The sequence below is a fragment of the Streptomyces sp. MK7 genome (assembly GCF_032658145.1).
GTDB classification, from domain to species: Bacteria; Actinomycetota; Actinomycetes; order Streptomycetales; family Streptomycetaceae; genus Streptomyces; species Streptomyces spiralis.
On record NZ_JAVACL010000001.1, the window covers coordinates 128,964 to 150,797 of the forward strand.

Genomic DNA, 21,834 nt, shown 5'->3' on the forward strand with positions numbered 1-21,834 from the left:
AGCACTGGGCCGGGAACCCGCGAACGAGGCTCCCGGCCTGACGGCTGCGTGCTCGGCCGGCTAGTCGGCCGCGGTCGTGTCGACGTACACCTTGCTCACGTTGAGGTTGGCCTTCGTGTAGATCGAACCGTCCAGCGCGGGGATGGTGAAGTACCGGTTGTCACCATCGGTGTAGTGGGCGTTCCACTCGCCGCGGGACGTGTACGAGGACCCCTTGAAGCAGTTCGTGAAGGTCTTCATGCCCATGTCCTTGTCCCGGCTGAACGGGATCGCCTGCCACAGCTTCACCCCGGCCGAGACGCTGGAGGCTCCGACGAGGGAGCAGCCGGTGAACTGGATCTCGGTGTAGTCGTTGTCCGCCCAGTGCCGCGACTCCTTGTCGCCGGGCGCCCAGCCGGAGAGATAGCTGGTGAAGTTCCGCGGCTGCATCCGGCCCGGCTCCGGAGGACCGTACAGCTGGAACAGCCCCTCCTCGCCGCCGTTGAACGTGTACGCGTCGTCGCTGGACGTGGCGCCGTCGTCCGCGCTTGCCGCGGTGACGGTGCCGGTGAGCGCCGCCGCGGCGACAGCCGCGATCAGGCCGGTGCGTATGGAGTTCCTCGAGTTCAGCATGTTGCCTTCCCTGGCCAATCGATCTTGCGGTTCCCGCCCCGGATCGGAACCGGGGCTACCAGCCCGTATGGGACACGCGAAGGTCAGGTCGGCGTACGTGCATGGCCGATACAGCGGCATGACGAATGAGCCCTTCCCCCGTAGAAAAAACCGTCTCCCGTTGCCGGTTGAGGTACGCGGCGGCGGATCGGTCACATCCGCCGGGCGCGGTGATCACGATAGGCACATGGCACAGGAGCAGATCAAGGGCCGGCAAAGAGCACCGGTACAGGCCGCAGCGGGCCTGGCGGGAAAGCGACTTCGGCGGCCACAACAAACCGGAATGAAGAGGTCAGCCACACAACCTTTGAGTGGCCTGTGTCGCCCCGGTGAAGCGGAGGAGAAGCCCAAGCAAAGCCGAGGCATGGAGAGATGACTGAGAATCCCCCTCATTCGGGCGTAAATGAGACGTAGAACACATACAGCGGGGAACGGCCGGCCGGATCTCCGTACCGGCCGTTCCGCCCTCGCCGGTCAGAACACCGGTGTCCCGTCCTGCGTCAGCTTCCAGTTGTCGGCCGCGAACGTCTTCGGGTCGATCGTGCCCTTCGTCGTGGCGTAGGCGATCATCAGGTCGCGGACCTGGTTGGTGGAGCTGTAGGCGGTGTCGGCGTCGGCGATGTGCGGGTAACCGCTCCCGCCGTTGGCCCGGTAGTTGTTCACCGCGACGACGAAGACCTGGTCGGCCGCGACCGCCGCGCCGTCGTAGGTGAGGTTCTTGATCCGGGAACCCTCGGGCTGCGCGATGTCGATCTCGTACGAGACTCCGGACGCCGTGTCGTACATGTAGTCCCAGAAGCTGTTGGCGTTCGTCAGCGTGGAGGTGTCCACCTTCGTGCCGCTAGGCACCTGGTGGTAGTACTTCGCCGCGTACTCGAGGTAGTCCTTGAGCTGGGCGCCGGTGAGCTTCTTGCCGTACAGGGTGTTCTCGTAGATGTAGAGGCCCGCGACATCACGGATCGTGACGTCGCCGGCCGGGATGACGGCGGTGCGGCTGAAGCACGCGGCGACGGAGATCAGCGGGAGCTGGGCGTCGGACGCCGACAGGCCCGACCTGACCGCGTCCATCTGGACCTGGTGGATGAAGTCGATGGCGGGGACGTCCTCCCAGCAGGCCTGTGCCGTCGACATCTCCTCGGTGCACGTGCCGATCGCGGTGTTGACGTACTTGACCACCAACGCGTGGTCGGCCTTGAGCAGTTCGGTGATACGGGCGTCCTCCTCGACCGTGTTGCTGTTGAGCGTGGTGGAGGTGGTGCGGGTGACCTTCCAGCAGCCGTGGTGCAGCTCCAGCTCGAAGTCGAAGACGGACAGCCGGTAGCCGTAGCAGTACGGCTCGGACAGGACGACGTCCTTGCCCGTCTCCTCGTTCTTCACGGTGTACGTCGGGACGTCGACGTGCGTGTGGCCGACGAGGATCGCGTCGATGCCGGGGACCTGCTCGGCGACCAGGTTCGAGGCGTTCTCCACGTACGGGAGTTCGTCGCCCCACGACGTCGAGCCGTCCAGGCCCGAGTGGTCGGTGAGGAAGACGACGTCGCAGCCGAGCGAGCGCAGCCGCGGCACGTACTTCTTCGCCTGCTCGACCAGGCCGGTGAAGGTCATCTTCCCGGAGACGTTGTCCTTGTCCCACAGGGCGATGCCCGGGTTGGTGAGGCCGAGGATGCCGACCTTGATGTCCGGCGCGCCGGGCACCTTGATGCGCTTGACCGTGTAGGGCCGGAACGCGGGCCGCAGGGTCGTCGCGTCGAGCGCGTTGGCGCCCAGCAGCGGGAAACGGCACTGCTTCTCGAAGGTGCGCAGGACGTCGATGCCGTAGTTGAACTCGTGGTTGCCGAGCGCTGCGGCGTCGTAGCGCATCTCGTTCATGGCGATCGCCATGGGGTGCTGGGGGCCGGGCTCGCCGTCCTTGCCGGTGATGGGGTCGACGTTCGCGTAGTAGTACGCCAGTGACGTGCCCTGGATGATGTCGCCCGCGTCGACGAGCAGCACCCGGTCCTCGCCCTTCTGCGCGCGCAGCTGCTTGACGAGGGTGGCGATGCGGGCGATGCCGTACGTGTTGCCCTTGCTGTCGGAGTAGGCAGCGTTGGTGTAGTAGTCCCAGTCGAAGACGTGGCTGTGCAGGTCGGTGGTGCCGAGGATGGAGAACGACCAGGTTCTCGGCGCCCTTTCGGGCTTGCGTCCGGCGGCCTGCGGGGCCTGCGCGGCCTGCGCGGCAGGCGCGCCGGCCGTCCCCGCGACGGCCACGGCCGCTGAGGTGACGGCGGACTTCTTCACGAACTCCCGGCGGTTCATGGGACTGACGGGCATACAGGGCTCCTGAAAGGCTGACGTGACGCGTGTAGACATCGGTGCCGTACGGAACTACTCGCGTAGAGCGTGGCGTCTGCCCGGTCCGCCGGAAACCAGGAAGTGGCCATGCCCGGGTCAAGCCTGGGTCATCAGGTGCTCGGCGAGCGGAGGTTCAGGTGCCGGAGTCGCACAGGCTCCACCGGTCGGTGGTCTCGATGCGCAGCAGGCAGCGGTCCGGCACCGGCACGGTCAGCCGCGCCTCGCCGCGTCCGTCGGCCAGGACCGGCCCCGTGTGGAGCGAACGGGTGACCGTGAGAAGGCGGAACGGGCCGTCGCCGTGGTGCTCGAACCGCACGGCCCGGAGCCCGGCGGCCTTGACGACGCTCTCGATGCCCCGGCCCGTCAGCCGGGTGTCCCGGCGCAACTGCCGTGCCTCGCCGGCCGGGCGCAGTGCCAGCCGCCACGGACCCGGGGCCGACACCTCCAGCAGCATCACCGCGCCTCGCTGCGGCGGCACCAGCACCCGAGCGAGGGTGACGTGCCGGCCGCACGCGCCCTTCACCAGCTCGGTCGAGCGGCCGAACCCCGTGCCGGACACCGAGTAGGCGTCGTGCTCCCGGCCTTCGGCCTCGAAGACCAGGAGGGCCCGTCCGCCCGTCCCGGGCCTGTGCACCCGGACCCGGGTCGTCCCGGAACCGTGGATCCAGGTGAGGCCGTGTCCCTGTCCCTCGGCTCGGGCGGCGACGTCCAGCCGTTCCAGGGCCGCCCGCCCTCGTTCCAGGATCTCCGGAACCCGGTCGGGGGCGCTCGCCTTGGCGTCCTCGTACGCCTGGAGGGCCGTTGCGTAGTCCGCCAGGTCGTCCGGGGCGCTGGAAGGGCCGGGCGAGTAGGGGTGGTCGGTCAGCAGCTCGCCGTAGTCGGTGACGGCCTGTTCGGCGGCGTGGACGGCGTCCGTCCTCCGCTCCGGTTCGGGTCGTGGCTCGGGCTTCGATCGTGGCTCGGGCTTCGATCGTGACCCGGACTTCGATCGTGACGCGGGCTCGGGACGGGACTCGCGCTCGGGCCGCAGCTCGGGCTTCGGAGCGGGCGCCGACGCCGACCTGAGTGCCCGTCTGTTCCTGGGCTCGGCCGTCGGCTTGGACCCGAACCGGCGCGCCACCAGCGCCGGCGGGACGACGAGAACCGCGTACATGAGAAGAGCGGCTCCGCCGTCGCCGACCGGCAGCAGCACCACCGCGAGGATCAGTACGGCGAAGGCGGCCGTTCCACTAATCAACCCGTACGCCAGACATCTGCCCCAGGACGCCCTGACCGGCTTCATCGAGCCACCCCCCGTCGGTCCCGACGGCTCACCGCACTGTCCGCAGACCATCGTGCGGCGGGCGATCGCCGGCGAACAGAGGTGGTTCCGGGCAAGCGGAACGGGCGCCGGTTGCCGGACACCGGCAATGCGGAGATACGGGCGGCACCGGGCGCACGGCGGCCGACGCGCGAGGCGGCGGCCGCCATACCCGACAAGGGATTACGGCACGGGCTACAGGAACGAGTTGATCTCGATCGTCTCGTCGCGGCCGGGGCCGACGCCGATCGCGGAGATCGGGGCGCCGGACATCTCCTCCAGGGCCTTGACGTAGGCCTGGGCGTTCTTCGGCAGGTCGGAGAAGGACTTGGCCTTCGAGATGTTCTCCTGCCAGCCGGGCAGGTACTCGTAGACCGGCTTCGCGTGGTGGAAGTCGGTCTGGGAGTACGGGAGCTCCTCGACCCGCTTGCCGTCGATCTCGTAGGCCACGCAGACCGGGATCTGCTCCCAGCCGGTGAGGACGTCGAGCTTGGTGAGGAAGAAGTCCGTGAGGCCGTTCACCCGGGTCGCGTAGCGGGCGATCACCGCGTCGAACCAGCCGCAGCGGCGGTCACGGCCGGTGGTCACACCGCGCTCGCCGCCGATCCGGCGCAGCGCCTCGCCGTCCTCGTCGAACAGCTCGGTCGGGAACGGGCCCGAGCCGACACGGGTCGTGTAGGCCTTCAGGATGCCGATGACCCGGCTGATCTTCGTCGGGCCGACGCCGGCGCCGGTGCAGGCACCGCCCGCGGTCGGGTTGGAGGAGGTCACGAAGGGGTACGTGCCGTGGTCGATGTCCAGGAGGGTGCCCTGGCCGCCCTCGAACAGGACGACCTTGTTCTCCTCCAGGGCCTGGTTGAGGATCAGGACCGTGTCGGCGACGTACGGCCTGATCTGCTCGGCGTAGCCCAGCAGCTCCTCGACGACCTGGCCCACGGCGATCGCGCGCCGGTTGTACAGCTTGGTCAGGATCTGGTTCTTGACGTCGAGCGCCGCCTCGACCTTCTGGGTGAGGATCGACTCGTCGTACAGGTCCTGCACGCGGATGCCGACGCGGTTGATCTTGTCCGCGTAGGTCGGGCCGATGCCGCGTCCGGTGGTGCCGATCTTGCGCTTGCCGAGGAAGCGTTCCGTCACCTTGTCGACGGTGACGTTGTACGGCGTGATGATGTGGGCGTTTCCGCTGATCAGGAGCTTCGACGTGTCGACGCCGCGCTCGTTCAGACCGCTCAGCTCGGAGAGCAGGACCGACGGGTCGACGACGACGCCGTTGCCGATGACCGGCGTACAACCGGGCGACAGGATTCCGGAAGGGAGGAGGTGCAGTGCATACTTCTGGTCGCCGACGACGACCGTGTGGCCGGCGTTGTTGCCGCCCTGGTAACGCACCACATAGTCCACGGAGCCGCCGAGCAGGTCGGTGGCCTTTCCCTTGCCCTCGTCACCCCACTGAGCACCGAGCAGCACAAGTGCGGGCACGCGCGTACACCCCTTCCGGGCGGGGCATGTCCAGGGTCAGGGGCGTACGCGGGTTCACCGCCGCGTACACCGCGCGACCGTCGTCGGCCGCACAAACCGTCGGACCGGATGCCCCGGAATAGACGAAGCCCCTGGCGCAATAGCGCAAGGGGCTCTTGCACAAAGATGCTACCCGAGGAAGTGAGGCAGGACCGAGGTGGCGACCTTCGCGACGTCCGATCAGCTGCTGGTGGTCATCGACCCGGTCGCCCGGCGGACGGACGGGGAGTCCGTACGGATCGCGAAAGACGTGCTCAGCGCGGGTGCGGCCACCAAGGTGTGCCTGCCGGACGGGCCGGAGGAGTTCGCCCGGGCGCTGGCGCGGCGCGGCTCGCGGCGGCCGGTGGTGGTCGGTGACGACCGGGCGCTGCTGCGCGCGGTGTCCCTGCTGCACCGGCAGCGGGAGCTGGCCGCGTGCGCGCTGTCGGTCGTACCGGTCGGAGATGTCATGCCCCTGGCCTGCTCACTGGGCGTGCCCGCCGGTCCGGTGGCGGCGGCGCGGGCCGTGCTGGACGGGGTCGTACGGCGCCTGGACCTGCTGGTCGACGACAGCGACGGGGTGGTGCTGGGGACGCTGCGCATCCCGCCGCTCGCCCCGCACGAGGCGCCTGCGGGCGCCACGGCGCTGCCCGCCGAGGTGCCCTCCGCGCAGGGTCACCCCTGGCTGCGGACCTGCCAGTCGCTCGTACGGACCCTGGTGGCCCGCCCGCCCCGGACGGCGTCCGACGCCGGTCCCGAGCCCTCCCGGCTCCGGGTGGAGGTCGACGGGGAACTGGTGGTGGACCTGGACCAGCCCGTGGAGGGGGTGTCGGTGGTGCCGGGGGCCGCCGGAGTGGCCGAGGTGGAGGTACGGCCGCTCTCCGTGGGCGCCGCGGGATCCCCGGTACGGGCGGAGGGACGCACGGTGACCGTCTCGGGGGCGCACTTCCGGTACCGGGCGGACGCGGTGGTGTCGGGGCCGGTGCGCACCCGGACGTGGACGGTGCGGGAGGGGGCCTGGGGGCTGGTGGTGCCCGCGCCGGGCTGAGGGCCCGCGGCGGGGTGAGTCAGGCCTCATCCTCGGGCGGACGGAACCCGCTCGTGTCGAGGGTGCAGCCGAAGGGTTCCGGGACGGGCAGCTTCTCGCCGAACGGCTTGCTGACCCGGTACTCGTACCCCGCCGCCGACGGCGCCCCGTACACCGTGGCCTCCTGCTTCTGCATGTCGAGCACCAGGTAGACGGGAACGCCCGCCGTGCCGTACACCTCGACCTTGCCGATCAGGTCGTCCTTCCGGGTGGAGGTGGAGGTCAGCTCGGCGACGAAGGAGAGGGCTTCGCCGTCCAGGTGGTGGCTCTCCGTTTCGAAGACCTGCTCGTGCGCGGCATGAATGTCAGGGCCGTACGCGCACTCGTCCCCCGAGAAGACATACAAGAACGGACCCACTCGGCGTAGCTGCTCAACTACACCCTCAAGGCCTGGTCACGAAGCCCCGAAAAGCTCCTCCCGGCGCATCCGCCAGCGCTCCATCATGGCCATGACCTCTCCGTCGATGAACTCGAAGAAGGCCAGCGTCTCGGCCAGCCGCCGTCCGGCGGGGCTCTCGGCGCCGAGGCTCTCGACGCCCTCGCGCAGGGCGTGCTCCCAGCGCTTGATGACCGCCTCGCGGTTGGTGAGCGCCTCGTACCACTGGCCGGCGTGGACCCGGTAGCGCTCGCGGCGTGAGCCGGGCTCCCGCTCGCGCGAGACCATGTGGACCTGAGCCAGGTAGCGCACCGCGCCGGAGACCGCGGCCGGGCTGATCTTCAGCTGCTCGCTCAGTTCGCTGGAGGTGAGCGCGCCGGTGTCGGAGGAGAGCAGTGCGGCGAAGACGCGGGCCGGCATCCGCTGCAGTCCGGCCTCGACCAGTTGGGCCGCGAAGCTCTCCACGAACTTCGACACCGCCTCCGGGTCACGCTCCGGCGCCTTCTCGTCCGTCATGCCCGCATCCTCTCCCCTCGTCCCGACGCGCTCCCGAGTTTATACGCTTCCTTAGCTTCACAATTTTCTGAAACTAGCGTAGCTTCCAAAGCATGACGAAGGCAATCACCGTCTCCGGCCTCCACAAGGCGTTCGGCGCCACCCACGCGCTGGACGGACTCGACCTGGACGTCGAGCAGGGCGAGGTCCACGGCTTCCTCGGCCCCAACGGCGCCGGGAAGTCCACCACCATCCGGGTCCTGCTCGGACTGCTGCGCGCCGACTCGGGCGCCGCCCAGGTGCTGGGCCGGGACCCCTGGACCGACGCGGTCGAGGTGCACCGCCGGATCGCGTACGTCCCCGGCGACGTCACCCTGTGGCGCAACCTCTCCGGCGGCGAGGTCATCGACCTGTACGGCCGGCTGCGCGGAGGCCTCGACCAGCGGCGCCGCGCCGAGCTGATCGAACGGTTCGAACTGGACCCGACGAAGAAGGGCCGGGCCTACTCCAAGGGCAACCGGCAGAAGGTGGCCCTGGTCGCCGCCTTCGCCTCCGACGTCGACCTGCTCATCCTGGACGAGCCCACCTCGGGCCTCGACCCGCTGATGGAGGAGGTCTTCCAGCGCTGCGTGGCCGAGGAACGCGACCGCGGCCGCACCGTCCTGCTCTCCTCCCACATCCTCAGCGAGGTGGAGGAGCTGTGCGACCGGGTGAGCATCATCCGCAAGGGCCGCACCGTCGAGAGCGGTTCGCTGGCCGACCTGCGCCACCTCACCCGCACCAGCGTCACCGCCGAACTCGCCGGCCCGCCGAACGGCCTGGCCCACCTGCCGGGCGTGCACGACCTCGACGTACAGGGCCGCCGCGTCCGCCTCCAGGTGGACACCGACAAACTGGACGCCGTGCTGCGGCAGTTGAGCGAGTCGGGCGTGCGCTCGCTGACGTCGACACCCCCGACGCTCGAGGAACTGTTCCTGCGGCACTACCAGGACGACCTCGACGAGGTGTCCCGATGACCGCCCTCGTGACCGCCGCACCGCGCCGCTCCCGTCAACTCGCGGGCACCGGCACTCTGTTGCGCTTCGCCCTGCGCCGCGACCGGGTGATGATCCCGGTCTGGATCGCGGTGAACGCGCTCATGGTGCTGTCCATGCCGAACACCCTGAAGGGCCTGTACGGCACCGCGGGCCAACGCGCCGACCTGGTCCGGCAGATGGAGACCAACGCCTCCTTCCGCGCCCTGATCGGCCCGGTCTTCGACACCTCGATCGGCGCGCTGACCGCCTGGCGGGCGGGCGTGTACGCCGCCGCCCTGGCCGCCGTGACGAGCCTGCTGGTCGTCGTGCGGCACACCCGGGACGAGGAGGAGAGCGGCCGCCAGGAACTGGTGGCCTCGGGCATGGTCGGCCGTCGCGCCTCCCTCACGGCGGCGCTGCTGGCGGCGGCCGTGGCGAACGCCGTGCTGGCTCTGCTGGTCATGGCGGGCCTGGCCGGACAGGGGGCCTCGGGTGCCGTGTCCTTCGGGCTCGGCCTCGCCGGGGTCGGCATGGTCTTCGCCACGATGGCGGCGATCGTCGCGCAGCTGACCGAGAGCGCGCGCCTGGCCCGCGGCCTGACGGCGGCGGTGCTGGGAGCGGCCTTCGTGCTGCGCGCGGCCGGCGACTCGGCCACCGACGACGGCTCCTCGGTGCTGACCTGGCTGTCGCCGCTGGGCTGGCTGGAGAACCTGCGGTCCTTCGCCGACGAACGCTGGTGGGTGCTGCTGCTGTTCGCGGCGGCGACCGCGGTGCAGGGCGTGCTGGCGTACGGGCTGGCGGGCCGCCGGGACGTGGGCATGAGCTTCCTGCCCACCCGGCCCGGACCGGCCGCCGGCCGCCTCGGCACCGCCGCCGCGCTGGCCTGGCGGCTCCAGCGCGGCGGCGTCCTCGGCTGGAGCGTCGGCTTCCTCGTGGCGGGGATCGTCTACGGCGGGCTGACGGACGGGGCGGCCGACCTGGTCCGCGACAACGACAACGCCCGTGAGATCTTCCAGCGGATGGGCGGCCAGTCGGGGCTGACAAACGCGTTCCTCGCCTCGATGGTGGGGATGCTCGGGCTGATCGCCGCGCTGTACGTCGTGGCCTCGGTGCTTCGGTTGTACGGCGAGGAGTCCTCCGGCCGGGCGGAACCCCTCCTGGCGAACGCGGTCGGCCGTCTTCGCTGGGCCGCCGGTCATCTCGCCATCGCCTTCGGCGGCTCGGTGTGGATCATGCTCCTCGCCGGCCTCGGCTTCGCCGTCGGCTACGGCAAGCAGATCGGCCCGATCCTGGGTGCCTGCCTGGTCCAGGTCCCCGCGATCTGGGTGATCGGGGGCCTCGCCGTCCTGCTGTACGGCGTCCTCCCGCGGGGTGCGATGGCGGCGTGGGGAGTGGCCGGCGCCGTGCTGCTGCTGGGCTGGGTCGGCCCGGCCCTGGACGTGCCGCAGCCGGTCCTGGACATCTCTCCCTTCGGGCACCTCCCGAAGCTGCCCGGCGCGGAGATGGCCTGGGGGCCGGTGGCGGTACTGACCGGGATCGCGGTCGCCCTGGTGGCGGCGGGACTGGCGGGACTGCGGCGGCGGGACATGACGACCTGACCCCCTTCGGGCAGCCCTGGGGGCACACCCCTGAGCGCACGCCCTTGAACGTCCCTGAGCGTCCCGAGCGTCCCCGAGCGTCCCCGAGCGCACGGCCTCGACCGGTCGTGCGCTCAGCCCACCTCCACGCTCAGCCCCTTCAGCCCCCGGATCACGAAGTTCGGCTTCCGCTCCGGCTCGGCCGCCAGGGTCAGGGCCGGGGCCCGCTCCAGCAGGGCCGCCATGGAGGCCGCCAGCTCGATCCGGGCCAGCGGGGCGCCGATGCAGTAGTGGATGCCCGCGCTGAAGGAGATGTGCGGGTTGTCCCGCCGGGTCAGGTCCAGCCGCTCGGGACCGGTGAAGACCTCGGGGTCGTGGTTGGCCGAACCGAACAGCATGGCGATCTCCGCGCCCCGCGGGATCGTGGTGCCGTCGATCTCGATCTCGTCCAGCACCCACCGCTCGAAGAGCTGGAGGGGAGTGTCGTAGCGCATCAGCTCCTCGACGGCGGACGGGATCAGGGAGTGGTCCGCGCGCAGGGCGGCCAGCTGGTCGGGGTTGCGGAACAGCGCCCACCAGCCGTTGACCGTCGCGTTCACCGTGGCCTCGTGACCGGCGTTGAGGAGCAGCACGGCTGTGGAGATCATCTCCTGCTCCGTGAGCCGGTCGCCCTCGTCATGGGCGGCGATCAGTCCGGAGATCAGGTCCTCGCCCGGCTCCCGGCGGCGGGCCGCGATCAGCTCCCGGAGGTAGTCCGAGAACTCCACCGAGGCCCGCACCGCCCTCCTCGCCGTCTCCTCGGACGGGTTCAGCTCGTACATCCCGCAGATGTCCGCCGACCAGGGCCGCAACTGCGAGCGGTCCGACTCGGGGATGCCCAGCATCTCGGCGATCACGGCGACGGGCAGCGGTTCGGCGACGTCCGTCAGCAGATCGCCGCCGCCCGCCTCCACCAGGGCGGCGACCAGATCGTCCGCCAGCCGGTGCACGTACGGCTTCAGGCGCTCCACCGTCCGCGGGGTGAACGCCTTGGACACCAGGCGCCGGATACGGGTGTGGTCCGGCGGCTCCAGGTCGAGCATCCCGTGGTCGTTGAGGACATGGAACGGCTCGTGCTCCGGCGGGGGCGGCGTCCGGCCGAAGTCCTCGTGCGTGAACCGGTGCTGGTAGGTCCGGCCCAGCCGGCGGTCCCGCAGCAGCGCCGACACGTCCGCGTGGTGCGGCACGAGCCACTGGTCGCTCGGCTCGTAGTAGAGCACGCGGCCCCGGGCGCGCAGTTCGGCGTAGGCGGGATAGGGATCGGCGACGAACGCCGGGTCCCAAGGGTGGAACGGGAGACCGGAAGGAGCGGAAGGAGCGGAGGGAACGGCCATGCACGGACGCTAGCCCGACATCCCCCGGCCTGACCAGGGGACCCGTGACCAGGGGATTCTGACCAGGAACGCCTCTGACTCGGGACACCTCTGACCAGGTGCGTCGCTCTCCCCGGGCCCTACCCCGGCGTCACCAATCTCGCCTCGTAGGCGAACACCGCCGCCTGCGTGCGGTCCCTCAGGCCCAGCTTCACCAGGATCCGGCTGACGTGGGTCTTGATCGTCGACTCGGCCACCAGCAGGCGCCCGGCCATCTCCGCGTTGGACAGGCCCTGCGCGATGAGCACCAGCACCTCCGTCTCCCGCTCGGTCAGATCGCCGTACGCCGCCTGCGCGGACGGCATGATCCGCGGGGCCTCGGACAGCTTCGAGAACTCCGTGATCAGCCGCTTGGTCACCGAGGGCGCGAGGAGCGCCTCGCCGGACGCCACCACCCGTACCCCCTCGGCCAGTTGGCGCGCGGAGGCGTCCTTCAGCAGGAAACCGGAGGCACCCGCGCGCAGGGCCTGATAGACGTACTCGTCCAGGTCGAAGGTGGTGAGCACCAGCACCTTCGCCGCCCCGTCCGCGGCCACGATCTCCCTCGTCGCCTCGATGCCGTTCAGCTCGGGCATGCGGATGTCCATCAGGACGACGTCCGGGGTGAGTTCGCGGACCCGGTCCACTGCCTGGCGGCCGTTGACCGCCTCGCCGACGACCTCGATGTCCGGCATCGCGTTCAGCAGGACCGAGAAGCCCTCCCGCACCATCATCTGGTCGTCCGCGATCAGGACGCGGATGGTCATGCCTCGCCCCCGATCGCCGTCGGGACCGGCAGGAACACCGACACCTCGTACCCCCCGTCGTCCACCGGGCCGGCCGTCATCTCGCCGTTCAGCATGGAGACCCGCTCCCGCATGCCGGTGATGCCGTGCCCCGCCCCGGGCGAGGGCTGGATCCGGGACGGCTCGGGCGGCGGACCGTTGACTATGCGCAGGCCCAGACCGCCGAGCACATAGCCGATCTCGACCCGGGCGCTCGCGCCGGGTGCGTGTCTCAGGCTGTTGCTCAGGGCTTCCTGGACGATCCGGTACGCCGACAGCTCCACGCCCTGCGGGAGCTCCCGCACCGCACCGGTCACCACCTTCTCCCCCTCCAGGCCGGCCTCCCGGACGTTGGCCAGCAGCGTGTCGAGGTCGGCGAGGGTGGGCTGCGGGGCCTCCGGGGCCTCGTAGTCCTCCGCTCGGACGACTCCGAGGACACGGCGCAGCTCGGTGAGGGCCGCCACCGCGTTCTCCCGGATGGTGGCGAAGGCCTTCTCCAGCTCCGGCGGAGGATCCTGCACCCGGTAGGGCGCCGCCTCGGCCTGGATCGCGACCACGGACATGTGGTGCGCCACGACGTCATGCAGCTCGCGGGCGATCGTGGTGCGCTCCTCCAGCAGGGTGCGGCGGGAACGCTCGTGAGCGGTCACGGTCTGCTGGGCGGTCACCGTCTGCTCGGCCTCCCGGCGTATGTGCCAGACGGTGACGGCCAGCAGGACCAGGGCGGACACGACCAGCATGGGCGCGGAGTTGTTGCTGAAGTGGTAGCCGAACACGGACTCGACGCCGAAGGCGTACAGGGCGGTGAGCACCCACATCCATCCCGCCGTGCGCGGCCGGGTGCGTATCGCCACGACCGTGAGCACCGTCAGGTGCGACAGGAAGCTGCCGGGCTGCCAGGGCCAGTCGCCGAAGGTGCCGGCGGCCATCGACGTGACGGCGCTCGCCGCCAGGGACAGCCAGAACGCCCCGACCGGGCGGACCAGGGTGAGGAGCACCGGCGCCAGGGCCAGCAGGGCGGTCATCGGTGCCCACAGGCCGTCGTAGGAGCTGGTCCAGGCGGCGAACATGGCCAGCACGCCGGCCACCGCGACCAGCAGGTGCGGAGCCCAGGCCGCGTACTCCCGGGTGCGGCCGGGCAGCCGCCCGGCCAGGGGGCCGTCGACGCCCCTGCGGTGCAGAGGGCGGTAGGCGAAGGCGTCGTGGAACAGGTCCTGCCGCAGCCCGCGCAGCGCGTTCACGGCCAGCCGGTACTCGGGGCTGCGCCCCTCGTACGGACGGAACGCGCCGTCCGGCGTCGTCTGCGTGTGGGTCGTCTCGGTCACGGTGAAAACGGTAGGCCCCGGCGGGTGTCGTAGTCGTCCCCAGTGAGAGGGGTCCTTGGGCCTCCCTCTCAGGTACTACGGGTACGTCCGAGCCCGCCCGCGTCCGCCCGCCCGCGGCCGCTCGCATCCGCCCGCGGCCCACCCGCCGTGCACGGCTACACGGTGCGCTCAGTACCCGGAGGGGCGCACCAGTCCCGACTCGTAGGCGAACACCGCCGCCTGGGTGCGGTCCCTCAGGCCCAGCTTCACCAGGATGCGGCCGACGTGCGTCTTCACGGTCTGCTCGGCGACGACGAGGTGCTCGGCGATCTCCGCGTTCGACAGGCCGTGCGCGATCAGCGTCAGCACCTCCGTCTCGCGCTCGGTCAGATCGCCGACCCGCTCCTTCAGCGGGGCGCGCGGTCTGTCGTTCATCCGGGAGAACTCGGCGATCAGCTTGCGGGTGATCGCCGGCGCCAGCAGGGCGTCACCGGCCGCGACCACCCGCACGGCCTCCGCCAGCTGGTCGGCCGAGGCGTCCTTCAGCAGAAAACCGGAGGCTCCGGCGCACAGCGCGTCGTACACGTACTCGTCGAGGTCGAAGGTGGTGAGCACCAGGACCCTGGTGCCGGGTGTCTCGACGGTGACGCGGCGGGTGGCCTCGATGCCGCTGAGCTCGGGCATGCGGATGTCCATCAGGACGACGTCCGGGGTGAGTTCGGCGACCTTGGCGACGGCGTCCAGACCGTGCACGGCCTGGCCCACCACCTCGATGTCCGGCTGGGTGTTGAGCAGCACGGTGAAGCCCTGCCGGACCATCTGCTGGTCGTCGGCGATGAGTACGCGGATGCCGCCGCTCGTCATGGGTGGTCTTCTCCTGTCGGATGGGGTGGACCGGGAGCCCGCGGGCCGGGGGCCGGCGGGCCCGGCGAGTCCTCGGGGACCCCGGGCACGTCCGGTGGTTCGACGTCGACGACGGGTGCGCCGTCCGGGGCGGTGAAGTCGGTGTGGAGGAGGGGCAGTTCGCGTGCGCCGGACCGGGCGGTGAGCGGGGCGGTGCCGTCGCGGGGCAGGAAGGCCGACACGGCGAAGCCGCCGTGCAGCGTCCTGGCTGAGGTGACATGGCCGCCCAGCATCGCCGCCCGTTCGCGCATGCCGAGCAGCCCGTGCCCGGCGCCCGGGGAGCGCGACACGGGGCGCCGCGGACGGGAGTTGACCACGCTCAGGAACAGGCCGTCGGGGACATGGGTGACCTCCACGCGGACCGCCGAGCCCGGGGCGTGCCGCAGGGCGTTGCTGAGCGCCTCCTGGACGATGCGGTACGCCGACAGCTCCACGCCGGGCGGATAGGGCTGGGCCTCCCGACGGGTGTCCTCGACCTCGAGGGCGACCGTCAGGCCGGCGGTGCGGGTGTTCTCGACAAGGGCGTCCAGGCGGTCGAGGGTGGGCTGCGGGGCCTGCGGCGCGGCCCGGCCGCCGGACTCGCCGAGGCCGTAGGGGTCCTCGGGGTTCTCCGAGCGCAGCACGCCGAGCACCCGTCTCAGTTCGGCCAGTGCCTCCAGGGCGTTCTGCCGGATGCCGGCGAGGTTCTCCTTCAGCTCATCGGAGGGGTCCTCCGTCAGGTGCGGGGCCACTTGCGCCTGGATGGAGATGACCGACATGTGGTGGGCGACCACGTCGTGCAGCTCGCGGGCGATGCGGCTGCGTTCCTCCAGCAGCGTGCGCCGGGCCCGTTCCTCGGCGGTGAGCGTCGTCTGCTGGAGCAACTCCGCGCGGGCCACACGGCGGCCGCGCAGGGCGGTGCCCAGCACCACCACGACCGCGGACAGAACCACGGCGAGCACGCCGGTGGACGCGTAGTTCGCCGCGCCCCACAGGCCCTGGAGGACATAGGTGACCAGCACTGTCAGCCCCAGCGCCTCCGCGGCGACGCGGGTGCGGACCCGCAGGGAGAGCAGCAGCAGGACGAACAGGTGGGCGACGATCCCGGCGGCGGTCCACGGCCACTGGAAGTCCGTCGCCCGCCGGGCCGACAGCGGGCCGTGGACCGCGATCGCTCCCAGCAGCGTGGCCGTCGTCGACAGCCACCACGCCGGAATGGGCCGCCACAGGGCCAGCACCATCGCTCCGCTCTGGCCGACCGCGACCAGGAACGCCGTCCCGGGGCCCACACGGCCGTTGTCCTGGAGTTGCGCCGCAGCACCGATCAGGACGCCGAGCGCGGCCACGCACACGATCCCGTGCGGCAGCCAGCGCAGCCACACCGAGGGAGGCAGCGGATCGGCCTGTGCGGTCCACAGATCGTCACGCAGCACCCGCAGCCCTCGCCGGACGGGGTTCCCCCTTGGCATCACACGTCCACCCTAGGGCCGGACGTGTGGGCCGTCCCGGGGCGACGGGACCGCACCACAAGGGAACGTCGCCGGCCGCCGGCCTGCTCGAATCCGCGGAACGCCGCCCAGCACACGGCCAGGACCAGGGCGAACACCGGGAGCCAGGCGAGCCGGGCCGCCACCCAGCCCAGGCCGTCGGGCAGGGTGTGCAGGCCGGGGAGGCGGCCCGCGAGCAGGCCCGTGGCCGTGGTCGCCATCAGCGCCGTCTGGTGCCACAGGAAGATCGTCATGGCGGAGAGGTTGACCAGCGCCACGGCCGCCCAGGCGAGCGGACGCCGCATCGCACGGCCCAGCCGCTCGCGCACCAGCAGCGCCAGGCCGCACTGGGCCAGCCCGAAGGTGACGGCGGCCAGTGTCGGCGGGTCGAGGTTGGAGACCGTGGCACCCGGGACGCCGACCATCGACGCCGGGTAACCTGCCCAGGCGACGAGGGCCGCGGTCGCCGCCGTCCCGCCGGTCAGCAGGATCCAGCCGGCGCGGCGGCGCCGGAGTTCGCCACGGGTCCAGGCCGCGCCGAGGGTGTACGGCACGAGCCAGCCGGCGGGCAGGTTCAGCCAGCCGAGCCAGGCGGGCGCGCCGAGGCCGAAACGGAGGAGGTCCACGTGCAGAACGACCACCAGGGGCCACAGCGGGTTGAGCCGGGTCAGCAGCGGGGTCGCCGCCGTCAGCACGGCGAAGACCAGGAGGAACCACGTGGGGGACAGGGCCAGCTTGACGAGGGTGCGGACCGTGCCCGGGTCCGCGCCGGTCAGGAGGAGGGCGACCGCGGCGGCCGTCCAGAGGGTCAGGACGGCGGCGACCGGTTTGAACAGGCGGGACAGGCGGGCGCGGAGCCATTGCGGGTAGCCGGTGCCGCGGGCACGGGCCGAGAGGTAGCCCCGGGTCGCCACGTGCCCGCCGACCAGGAAGAACACGGCGAGGGTCTGGAAGACCCAGGAGATGGGCGCCAGCCAGGGCATGTGCTGGAGGGGGCTGGCGGTGTGCAGCGCGGGGTGCGTTCCGCCGCCGGTGTCCGCGACCAGTGCGGTGACCAGCCAGTGGCCCAGGACCACGCCGAGGATCGCCAGCGCCCGCAGCGCGTCCACGGCCCGGTCCCGGTGCGGGGGAGTGCCGGCGTCGACCTGCCGGGCCACGGCTCGTACACGGGTCAGCACGTCAGTCACCTGGCATCTCCTTCGTGGCACCCAGGACGATCCGGGTCAGGTTGGTCAGGGACGGGGAGCCGGGGGTGAAGTAGGCGCTGTGACCGCCCGGTCCGGCCGGGAAGGTACGGGCGCCGAAGGCCGGGTCCACGGGGTCGGTGCCGAAGCCGACGGTCGTGCCGAAGAGATCCGCGTGCACGTGCGGCACGTGCGCTATCCAGTCGTCGGCGCCGCGGCCAGCCCAGACCCGGGCCCGGGTGTGCAGCGCCCGCACCGAGTCGGCACCGGTGCCGGGGCTGCCGAGGAGGGCGATGTCGTTCACGTCCAGGCCGGCGGCGGCTCGTCCGCACACCACCGAGCCGTAGGAGTGGCACACCAGCGTGATGTGCGGGCCCCGGCCCGTCACGCCTCGCAGGTCATGGATGAACTGCCGCAGGTGCGGGGCGGCCTGCTCGGCACGGCCGGTGGTGAGAACCGCGGTGCTGATCGTGCCCGGCGTCTCGTATCCGAGCCAGGCGACGACCGCCGTGTGCGTCGTGGCGGGGGCGTCGCGGGTCAGCTCGCGGGAGAGCGCCGACGCGCCTGCGCGGAAGCGGTCATAGGTGTCCAGGGAGGTGTCCGAGCCGGGGACGAGGACCGCCACGCGATCCGCGTGCGCCAGGTCGCCGATCACTTCCACGGCACGGCCCGAGCCCCGGCCGTCGAAGGAGAGCAGCCGGTGCGAGGGGGACGCCAGCTCCCGGTCCACGGCGGCGCGGTGCGCGTCCCCGTGCGCTGCGGCCATGCGGGCCGCCTGCTCGGCGTTCGCGCGGTTGGCCGTGTAGGCCGCGTCCAGGCCGGCCCGCGTCGGGGTGGCGAGGGCGGCCGGGGCCGGGGCGGGGATCCGCGGGCGGGCCGCCGCCGAGAGCGGCACCACCACGGCGGCGGCGACGAGGACCGCGAGGAGGACGCGGAGGGCGCGCAGCCCCCGGCGCCGCCGTCGAGCGGAACCCGGGACACGGGCAGGAGCCCGGTCCGCGGAAGTGTCCCCGCACTCCCGCGCTGCCGGTTCCTGCTCCCGCTCCCGCCCCTGCTCTTTCCCCCGCTCCTGCTCCCGCTCCTGCTCCCGCTCCTGCTGCTCTTCCCCCCGCTCCTGCTCGACGACGGTCGTCCGCCCAGGCCGCCTCACGGCTCGTCTCCCCCTCCGGTCGGCCCGTCCGTCGGGCTCGTCCAGAGGGGAAATTACGGATCCGGCCGCGTCGTCCGCGTCCCGCCCGAGAGCTGTTCCGCGCCGTAGCTCTCAGGTACTACGGGTCTGACACCCAGGGGTTGGACGGCTCACCACGCCAGCTGCGCGATCTCCTCCGCCACCACCGCGCACGCGTCCGCCGCCGGGTCGATCAGGGGGAAGTGGCCGACGTCCTCCAGCAGGGTCAGCCCGACCACCTCGCCGGCCTTGGCCGCCGCCTCCGTGTACGACTCCGCCACCGCCTGCGGAACGTCCACGTCCGCACGCCCCTGCACCAGCGTCGTCGCGATACCCGTCGGCAGCAGCAGCGCCGGGTCGGCATACGGCCGCCGTACATCGAACTCGTCGGCACCGCCCAGCAGTTGCAGCGCCGCACCGCCGCACACGTTCAGCTTCCCGGCGACCGCGAAGTCCGCGATCGGCGCGAGTGCCACCACACCCCGCAGCGGCGCGGGCCGGTCGGTGCGCCAGGGCGTGTCGCCGGGCAGAACGTGCCGGGCCGCTGCCCACAGGGCCAGATGGCCGCCCGCGGAGTGGCCGGTGATCACCGTGCGCCGCGCGTCGGCCTGCGGCAGCACCTCCCGTACGAGCGCGGGCAGCGCGTCCAGCGCGGCCGCCACGTCGTCGAACGTCTCCGGCCAGCGGCCCGCGACCGCGGCCTCCCCCTCGCCGTCCGGGGCGGCGCCGCCACGCCGGTACTCGACGTTGGCCACGGCGAAGCCCCGGCGGGCAAGGAAGGCCGCGAACGGGGTGATGTGCCGGCGGTCGTACGGTGCCCGCCAGGCCCCGCCGTGCAGGACGACGACCAGGGGGGACGGGCCGGGTTCCGTGGTGCGCGGGGCGTAGAAGTCGATCACCTGGTCGGGGTGGTCGCCGTACGCGGCGGTGCCGTCGGGGTCCACGGGCGCGTGCGAGAAGGCGGACTCCTCTTCGGCGGCGGCTCTGGCTGCGGCGGCGTCGTCCGGCATGCTCCAACCTCTCAGCGACGATGGGGGTCCCTCCCAGGCTTGCAGCACTGGGGGAGGGGTTCGGCGGACCAGGTGAGATGGCGGTGACGGTATCAGGACGGTGACATGGGTGTTCGGCCGTGGGGGTGCCACTGCCGCGGCGGCACCCCGCACGCCTTCACGCCTTCACGGCTTCACGGGTTCACGTCACCACGCCGCCACGCCGTCACGCCGTCACGCCGTCACGCCGTCACGCCGAGTCCAGCACCTCCCCCAGCACCCTCGCCGCCCTCTCCGCGTCCCCGAAGCCCACATACAGCGGGGTGAAGCCGAACCGGAGCACGTCGGGGTGGCGGAAGTCCCCGACCACACCCCGCCGGATCAGCTCCTTCATCACGCCCCCGGCGTCCGGGCAGCGCAGCGCCACCTGACTGCCGCGTTCCGCGTGCGCCTGCGGGGTCAGGGACTCGACGAGGCCCTCCGGGACGTACGCCCCGACGCACTCGAGGAAGAAGTCCGTCAGGGCGAGGGACTTGGCGCGGACCGCCGTCACCGTCACGCCGTCCCAGACCTCAAGCGCCGCCTCCAGGGCGAGCATGGAGAGAATGTCCGGGGTGCCGACCCGGCCGCGGAGCGCGCCCGCCGCCGGTTCGTAGGCCGGCCGCATCCCGAAGGGCTCCACATGCGAGTTCCAGCCCGGCAGCGGGGAGTCGAAGCGGTCCTGCAGGTCGCGGCGGACGTAGAGATACGCCGGTGAACCCGGGCCACCGTTGAGGTACTTGTAGGTGCAGCCCACCGCGAGGTCGACCCCGTGCTCGTCCAGCCCCACCGGCAGCGCGCCCGCCGTATGGCACAGGTCCCACACCGACACCGCGCCCGCCGCCCGCACCGCCGTCGTGAGCGACGGCAGGTCGTGCAGCCGGCCGGTGCGGTAGTCGGCGTGGTTGAGCAGCACGGCCGCCGTGCGGTCACTCACCGCGTCGGGTACCGCGGCCGGGGCCACCGGGCGCAGCGCGCACCCCGTCATCCGCGCCGCCGACCCGGCGATGTACCCGTCCGTGGGGAACGTCGTCGCGTCCACCAGGATCTCGTCCCGGCCCTCGCCCGCGAGCCGTACGGCGCCCACGAGTGCCTTGAAGACGTTGACACTGGTGGAGTCGCCCACCACGATCTGGCCCGGCGCCGCGCCGACCAGCGGAGCGATCGTGTCGCCGATCCGCTCGGGCGCCGTCCACCAGCCGCTCTCCTCCCACGAGCGGATGCGCAGCTCGCCCCACTCACGGCGGACCACGTCGGCGACCCGGCCGGGGACGTTCGCGGGCAGCGCGCCGAGCGAGTTGCCGTCCAGGTACACCACGTCGTCCAGCACGAACCGCGAGCGCACCGGCGCCAGTTCGTCGGCGGCGTCCAGCTTCTCCGCACGCAGCGCCAGTTCAGACATGGGACCTCGCCGTCCACAGCTCGGGGAACACGTTCTTCTGTGCCCGCTTCTCCAGCCAGGCCACCCCGGCGGAGCCGCCCGTGCCCTGCTTGGCGCCCATCGCGCGGCGGGTGGCGACCAGGTGGTCGTTGCGCCAGCGCCACACCAGCTCCGCCACGTCCGTCAACGCCTCGCCGAGCCGGGCGAGTTCGTCTTGTTCCGCACCGGAGTAGAGCCGCGCCCAGACGGCCTCCACCTGCTCGGACGGCTCGTAGCGCAGCGACACGTCACGGTGCAGGACGGCGTCCGGGACCGCGTGCCCGCGCCGGGCCAGCAGCCGCAGCACCTCGTCGTAGAGGCTCGGCTCGTGCAGCGCCTTCTCCAGTTCGGCGTGGGCGCGGGGCGCGCCCCGGTGCGGGACGAGCATCGACGCGGACTTCTCGCCGAGCAGGAACTCCATGCGCCGGTACATCGCCGACTGGAAGCCGGAACCCTCGCCGAGGGCGCCGCGGTAGCTGTTGAACTGGGCCGGGGTGAGCTGTCCGAGCGGCTTCCAGGACGCGTTCAGCGCCTCCAGTTCGCGTACGGACCGCTTCAGCGCGGCGATCGCCGACGGCACGTCGTCGGCGCGCAGGGCGCCGGCCGCGGTCTCCCATTCGTGGACGATGACGGTGAACCACAGCTCCATGACCTGGGTGGTGACCAGGAAGACCATCTCTCCGGGATCGTCGGAGAGGGTGTGCTGGAGGTGGGTGAGCACGTCCGCCTTGACGTAGTCCTCGTACGGCGTCGTGCCCTCGAAGTCGAGATGCGGGGTCTCGGGCTCAGCGGCCTCGTCGGGCCGAGGGGTCGGGTGAGCCTGGTGGGACATCGCTGTCTCCTGCATGTACTCCG

The 21,834-nt window shown here is 71.8% G+C and carries 19 protein-coding genes; 3 read left to right on the forward strand and 16 right to left on the reverse strand.

The annotated features are described in order from the left end of the window. Positions 1-60 precede the first annotated feature (60 nt). The 4 genes from R2S09_RS00545 to R2S09_RS00560 all read right to left on the reverse strand — a co-directional run bounded on the left by R2S09_RS00545 (position 61) and on the right by R2S09_RS00560 (position 5,761). Positions 61-612: a hypothetical protein gene (locus tag R2S09_RS00545; protein ID WP_306188770.1), complete on the reverse strand. Its 552-nt coding sequence runs from the start codon at positions 610-612 to the stop codon at positions 61-63. Positions 613-1,125: 513 nt separating this feature from the next. Beyond that, on the reverse strand, positions 1,126-2,961 hold the full coding sequence (locus tag R2S09_RS00550; protein WP_316739134.1) for a 5'-nucleotidase C-terminal domain-containing protein: 1,836 nt from the start codon (positions 2,959-2,961) through the stop codon (positions 1,126-1,128). A 154-nt stretch (positions 2,962-3,115) separates the two neighbouring features. Beyond that, on the reverse strand, positions 3,116-4,264 hold the full coding sequence (locus tag R2S09_RS00555; protein ID WP_316739136.1) for a hypothetical protein: 1,149 nt from the start codon (positions 4,262-4,264) through the stop codon (positions 3,116-3,118). 213 nt (positions 4,265-4,477) lie between these two features. Continuing rightward, positions 4,478-5,761, reverse strand: a complete 1,284-nt coding sequence (locus R2S09_RS00560; RefSeq protein WP_306188775.1) for an adenylosuccinate synthase — start codon at positions 5,759-5,761, stop codon at positions 4,478-4,480. Between the two features lie 196 nt (positions 5,762-5,957). Here R2S09_RS00560 and R2S09_RS00565 point away from each other — a divergent pair, with 196 nt between their 5' ends. Continuing rightward, positions 5,958-6,827 carry a diacylglycerol kinase gene (locus R2S09_RS00565; protein WP_306188777.1) on the forward strand — a complete coding sequence of 290 codons (870 nt, stop codon included), beginning with the start codon at positions 5,958-5,960 and terminating at the stop codon, positions 6,825-6,827. A gap of 19 nt (positions 6,828-6,846) precedes the next feature. Here R2S09_RS00565 and R2S09_RS00570 read toward each other — a convergent pair whose 3' ends face one another. Beyond that, the gene (locus R2S09_RS00570; protein ID WP_316739139.1) at positions 6,847-7,224 is read right to left on the reverse strand and encodes a Uma2 family endonuclease; all 378 of its coding nucleotides are present in this window, start codon (positions 7,222-7,224) and stop codon (positions 6,847-6,849) included. 36 nt (positions 7,225-7,260) lie between these two features. Continuing rightward, positions 7,261-7,758, reverse strand: a complete 498-nt coding sequence (locus tag R2S09_RS00575) for a GbsR/MarR family transcriptional regulator (protein ID WP_306188781.1) — start codon at positions 7,756-7,758, stop codon at positions 7,261-7,263. 92 nt (positions 7,759-7,850) lie between these two features. Between R2S09_RS00575 and R2S09_RS00580 the strand changes: the two genes are divergently transcribed. Then, the gene (locus R2S09_RS00580; protein ID WP_316739142.1) at positions 7,851-8,753 is read left to right on the forward strand and encodes an ABC transporter ATP-binding protein; all 903 of its coding nucleotides are present in this window, start codon (positions 7,851-7,853) and stop codon (positions 8,751-8,753) included. Then, entirely contained in the window at positions 8,750-10,351 is a 1,602-nt protein-coding gene (locus R2S09_RS00585; RefSeq protein WP_316739143.1) for an ABC transporter permease, read from the forward strand. Before R2S09_RS00580 ends, R2S09_RS00585 begins: the two co-directional genes overlap by 4 nt. A 113-nt stretch (positions 10,352-10,464) precedes the next feature. Here R2S09_RS00585 and R2S09_RS00590 read toward each other — a convergent pair whose 3' ends face one another. The 10 genes from R2S09_RS00590 to R2S09_RS00635 all read right to left on the reverse strand — a co-directional run bounded on the left by R2S09_RS00590 (position 10,465) and on the right by R2S09_RS00635 (position 21,811). Continuing rightward, entirely contained in the window at positions 10,465-11,703 is a 1,239-nt protein-coding gene (locus R2S09_RS00590; protein ID WP_316739145.1) for a cytochrome P450, read from the reverse strand. Between the two features lie 119 nt (positions 11,704-11,822). Continuing rightward, the gene (locus tag R2S09_RS00595; protein WP_306188788.1) at positions 11,823-12,488 is read right to left on the reverse strand and encodes a response regulator transcription factor; all 666 of its coding nucleotides are present in this window, start codon (positions 12,486-12,488) and stop codon (positions 11,823-11,825) included. Continuing rightward, the gene (locus R2S09_RS00600; RefSeq protein WP_316739147.1) at positions 12,485-13,831 is read right to left on the reverse strand and encodes a histidine kinase; all 1,347 of its coding nucleotides are present in this window, start codon (positions 13,829-13,831) and stop codon (positions 12,485-12,487) included. Before R2S09_RS00600 ends, R2S09_RS00595 begins: the two co-directional genes overlap by 4 nt. A gap of 168 nt (positions 13,832-13,999) precedes the next feature. After that, positions 14,000-14,674 (reverse strand): response regulator transcription factor, encoded by a 675-nt coding sequence (locus tag R2S09_RS00605; RefSeq protein WP_306188792.1) that lies wholly within the window; start codon positions 14,672-14,674, stop codon positions 14,000-14,002. Beyond that, positions 14,671-16,161 (reverse strand): sensor histidine kinase, encoded by a 1,491-nt coding sequence (locus R2S09_RS00610; RefSeq protein ID WP_316739150.1) that lies wholly within the window; start codon positions 16,159-16,161, stop codon positions 14,671-14,673. Before R2S09_RS00610 ends, R2S09_RS00605 begins: the two co-directional genes overlap by 4 nt. Beyond that, complete coding sequence (locus R2S09_RS00615) at positions 16,161-17,366, reverse strand: acyltransferase (RefSeq protein WP_316739151.1); 1,206 nt, start codon at positions 17,364-17,366, stop codon at positions 16,161-16,163. The genes R2S09_RS00610 and R2S09_RS00615 overlap by 1 nt, the downstream gene beginning before the upstream one ends. Next, positions 17,359-18,309 carry an alpha/beta hydrolase gene (locus tag R2S09_RS00620; RefSeq protein WP_316739575.1) on the reverse strand — a complete coding sequence of 317 codons (951 nt, stop codon included), beginning with the start codon at positions 18,307-18,309 and terminating at the stop codon, positions 17,359-17,361. Before R2S09_RS00620 ends, R2S09_RS00615 begins: the two co-directional genes overlap by 8 nt. Before the next feature lie 353 nt (positions 18,310-18,662). Continuing rightward, the gene (locus R2S09_RS00625; RefSeq protein ID WP_316739153.1) at positions 18,663-19,541 is read right to left on the reverse strand and encodes an alpha/beta hydrolase; all 879 of its coding nucleotides are present in this window, start codon (positions 19,539-19,541) and stop codon (positions 18,663-18,665) included. Between the two features lie 229 nt (positions 19,542-19,770). Further along, positions 19,771-20,961, reverse strand: a complete 1,191-nt coding sequence (kynU, locus tag R2S09_RS00630; RefSeq protein WP_316739154.1) for a kynureninase — start codon at positions 20,959-20,961, stop codon at positions 19,771-19,773. Continuing rightward, on the reverse strand, positions 20,954-21,811 hold the full coding sequence (locus tag R2S09_RS00635) for a tryptophan 2,3-dioxygenase family protein (RefSeq protein WP_306188799.1): 858 nt from the start codon (positions 21,809-21,811) through the stop codon (positions 20,954-20,956). The genes kynU and R2S09_RS00635 overlap by 8 nt, the downstream gene beginning before the upstream one ends. Between the last annotated feature and the right edge of the window lie 23 nt (positions 21,812-21,834).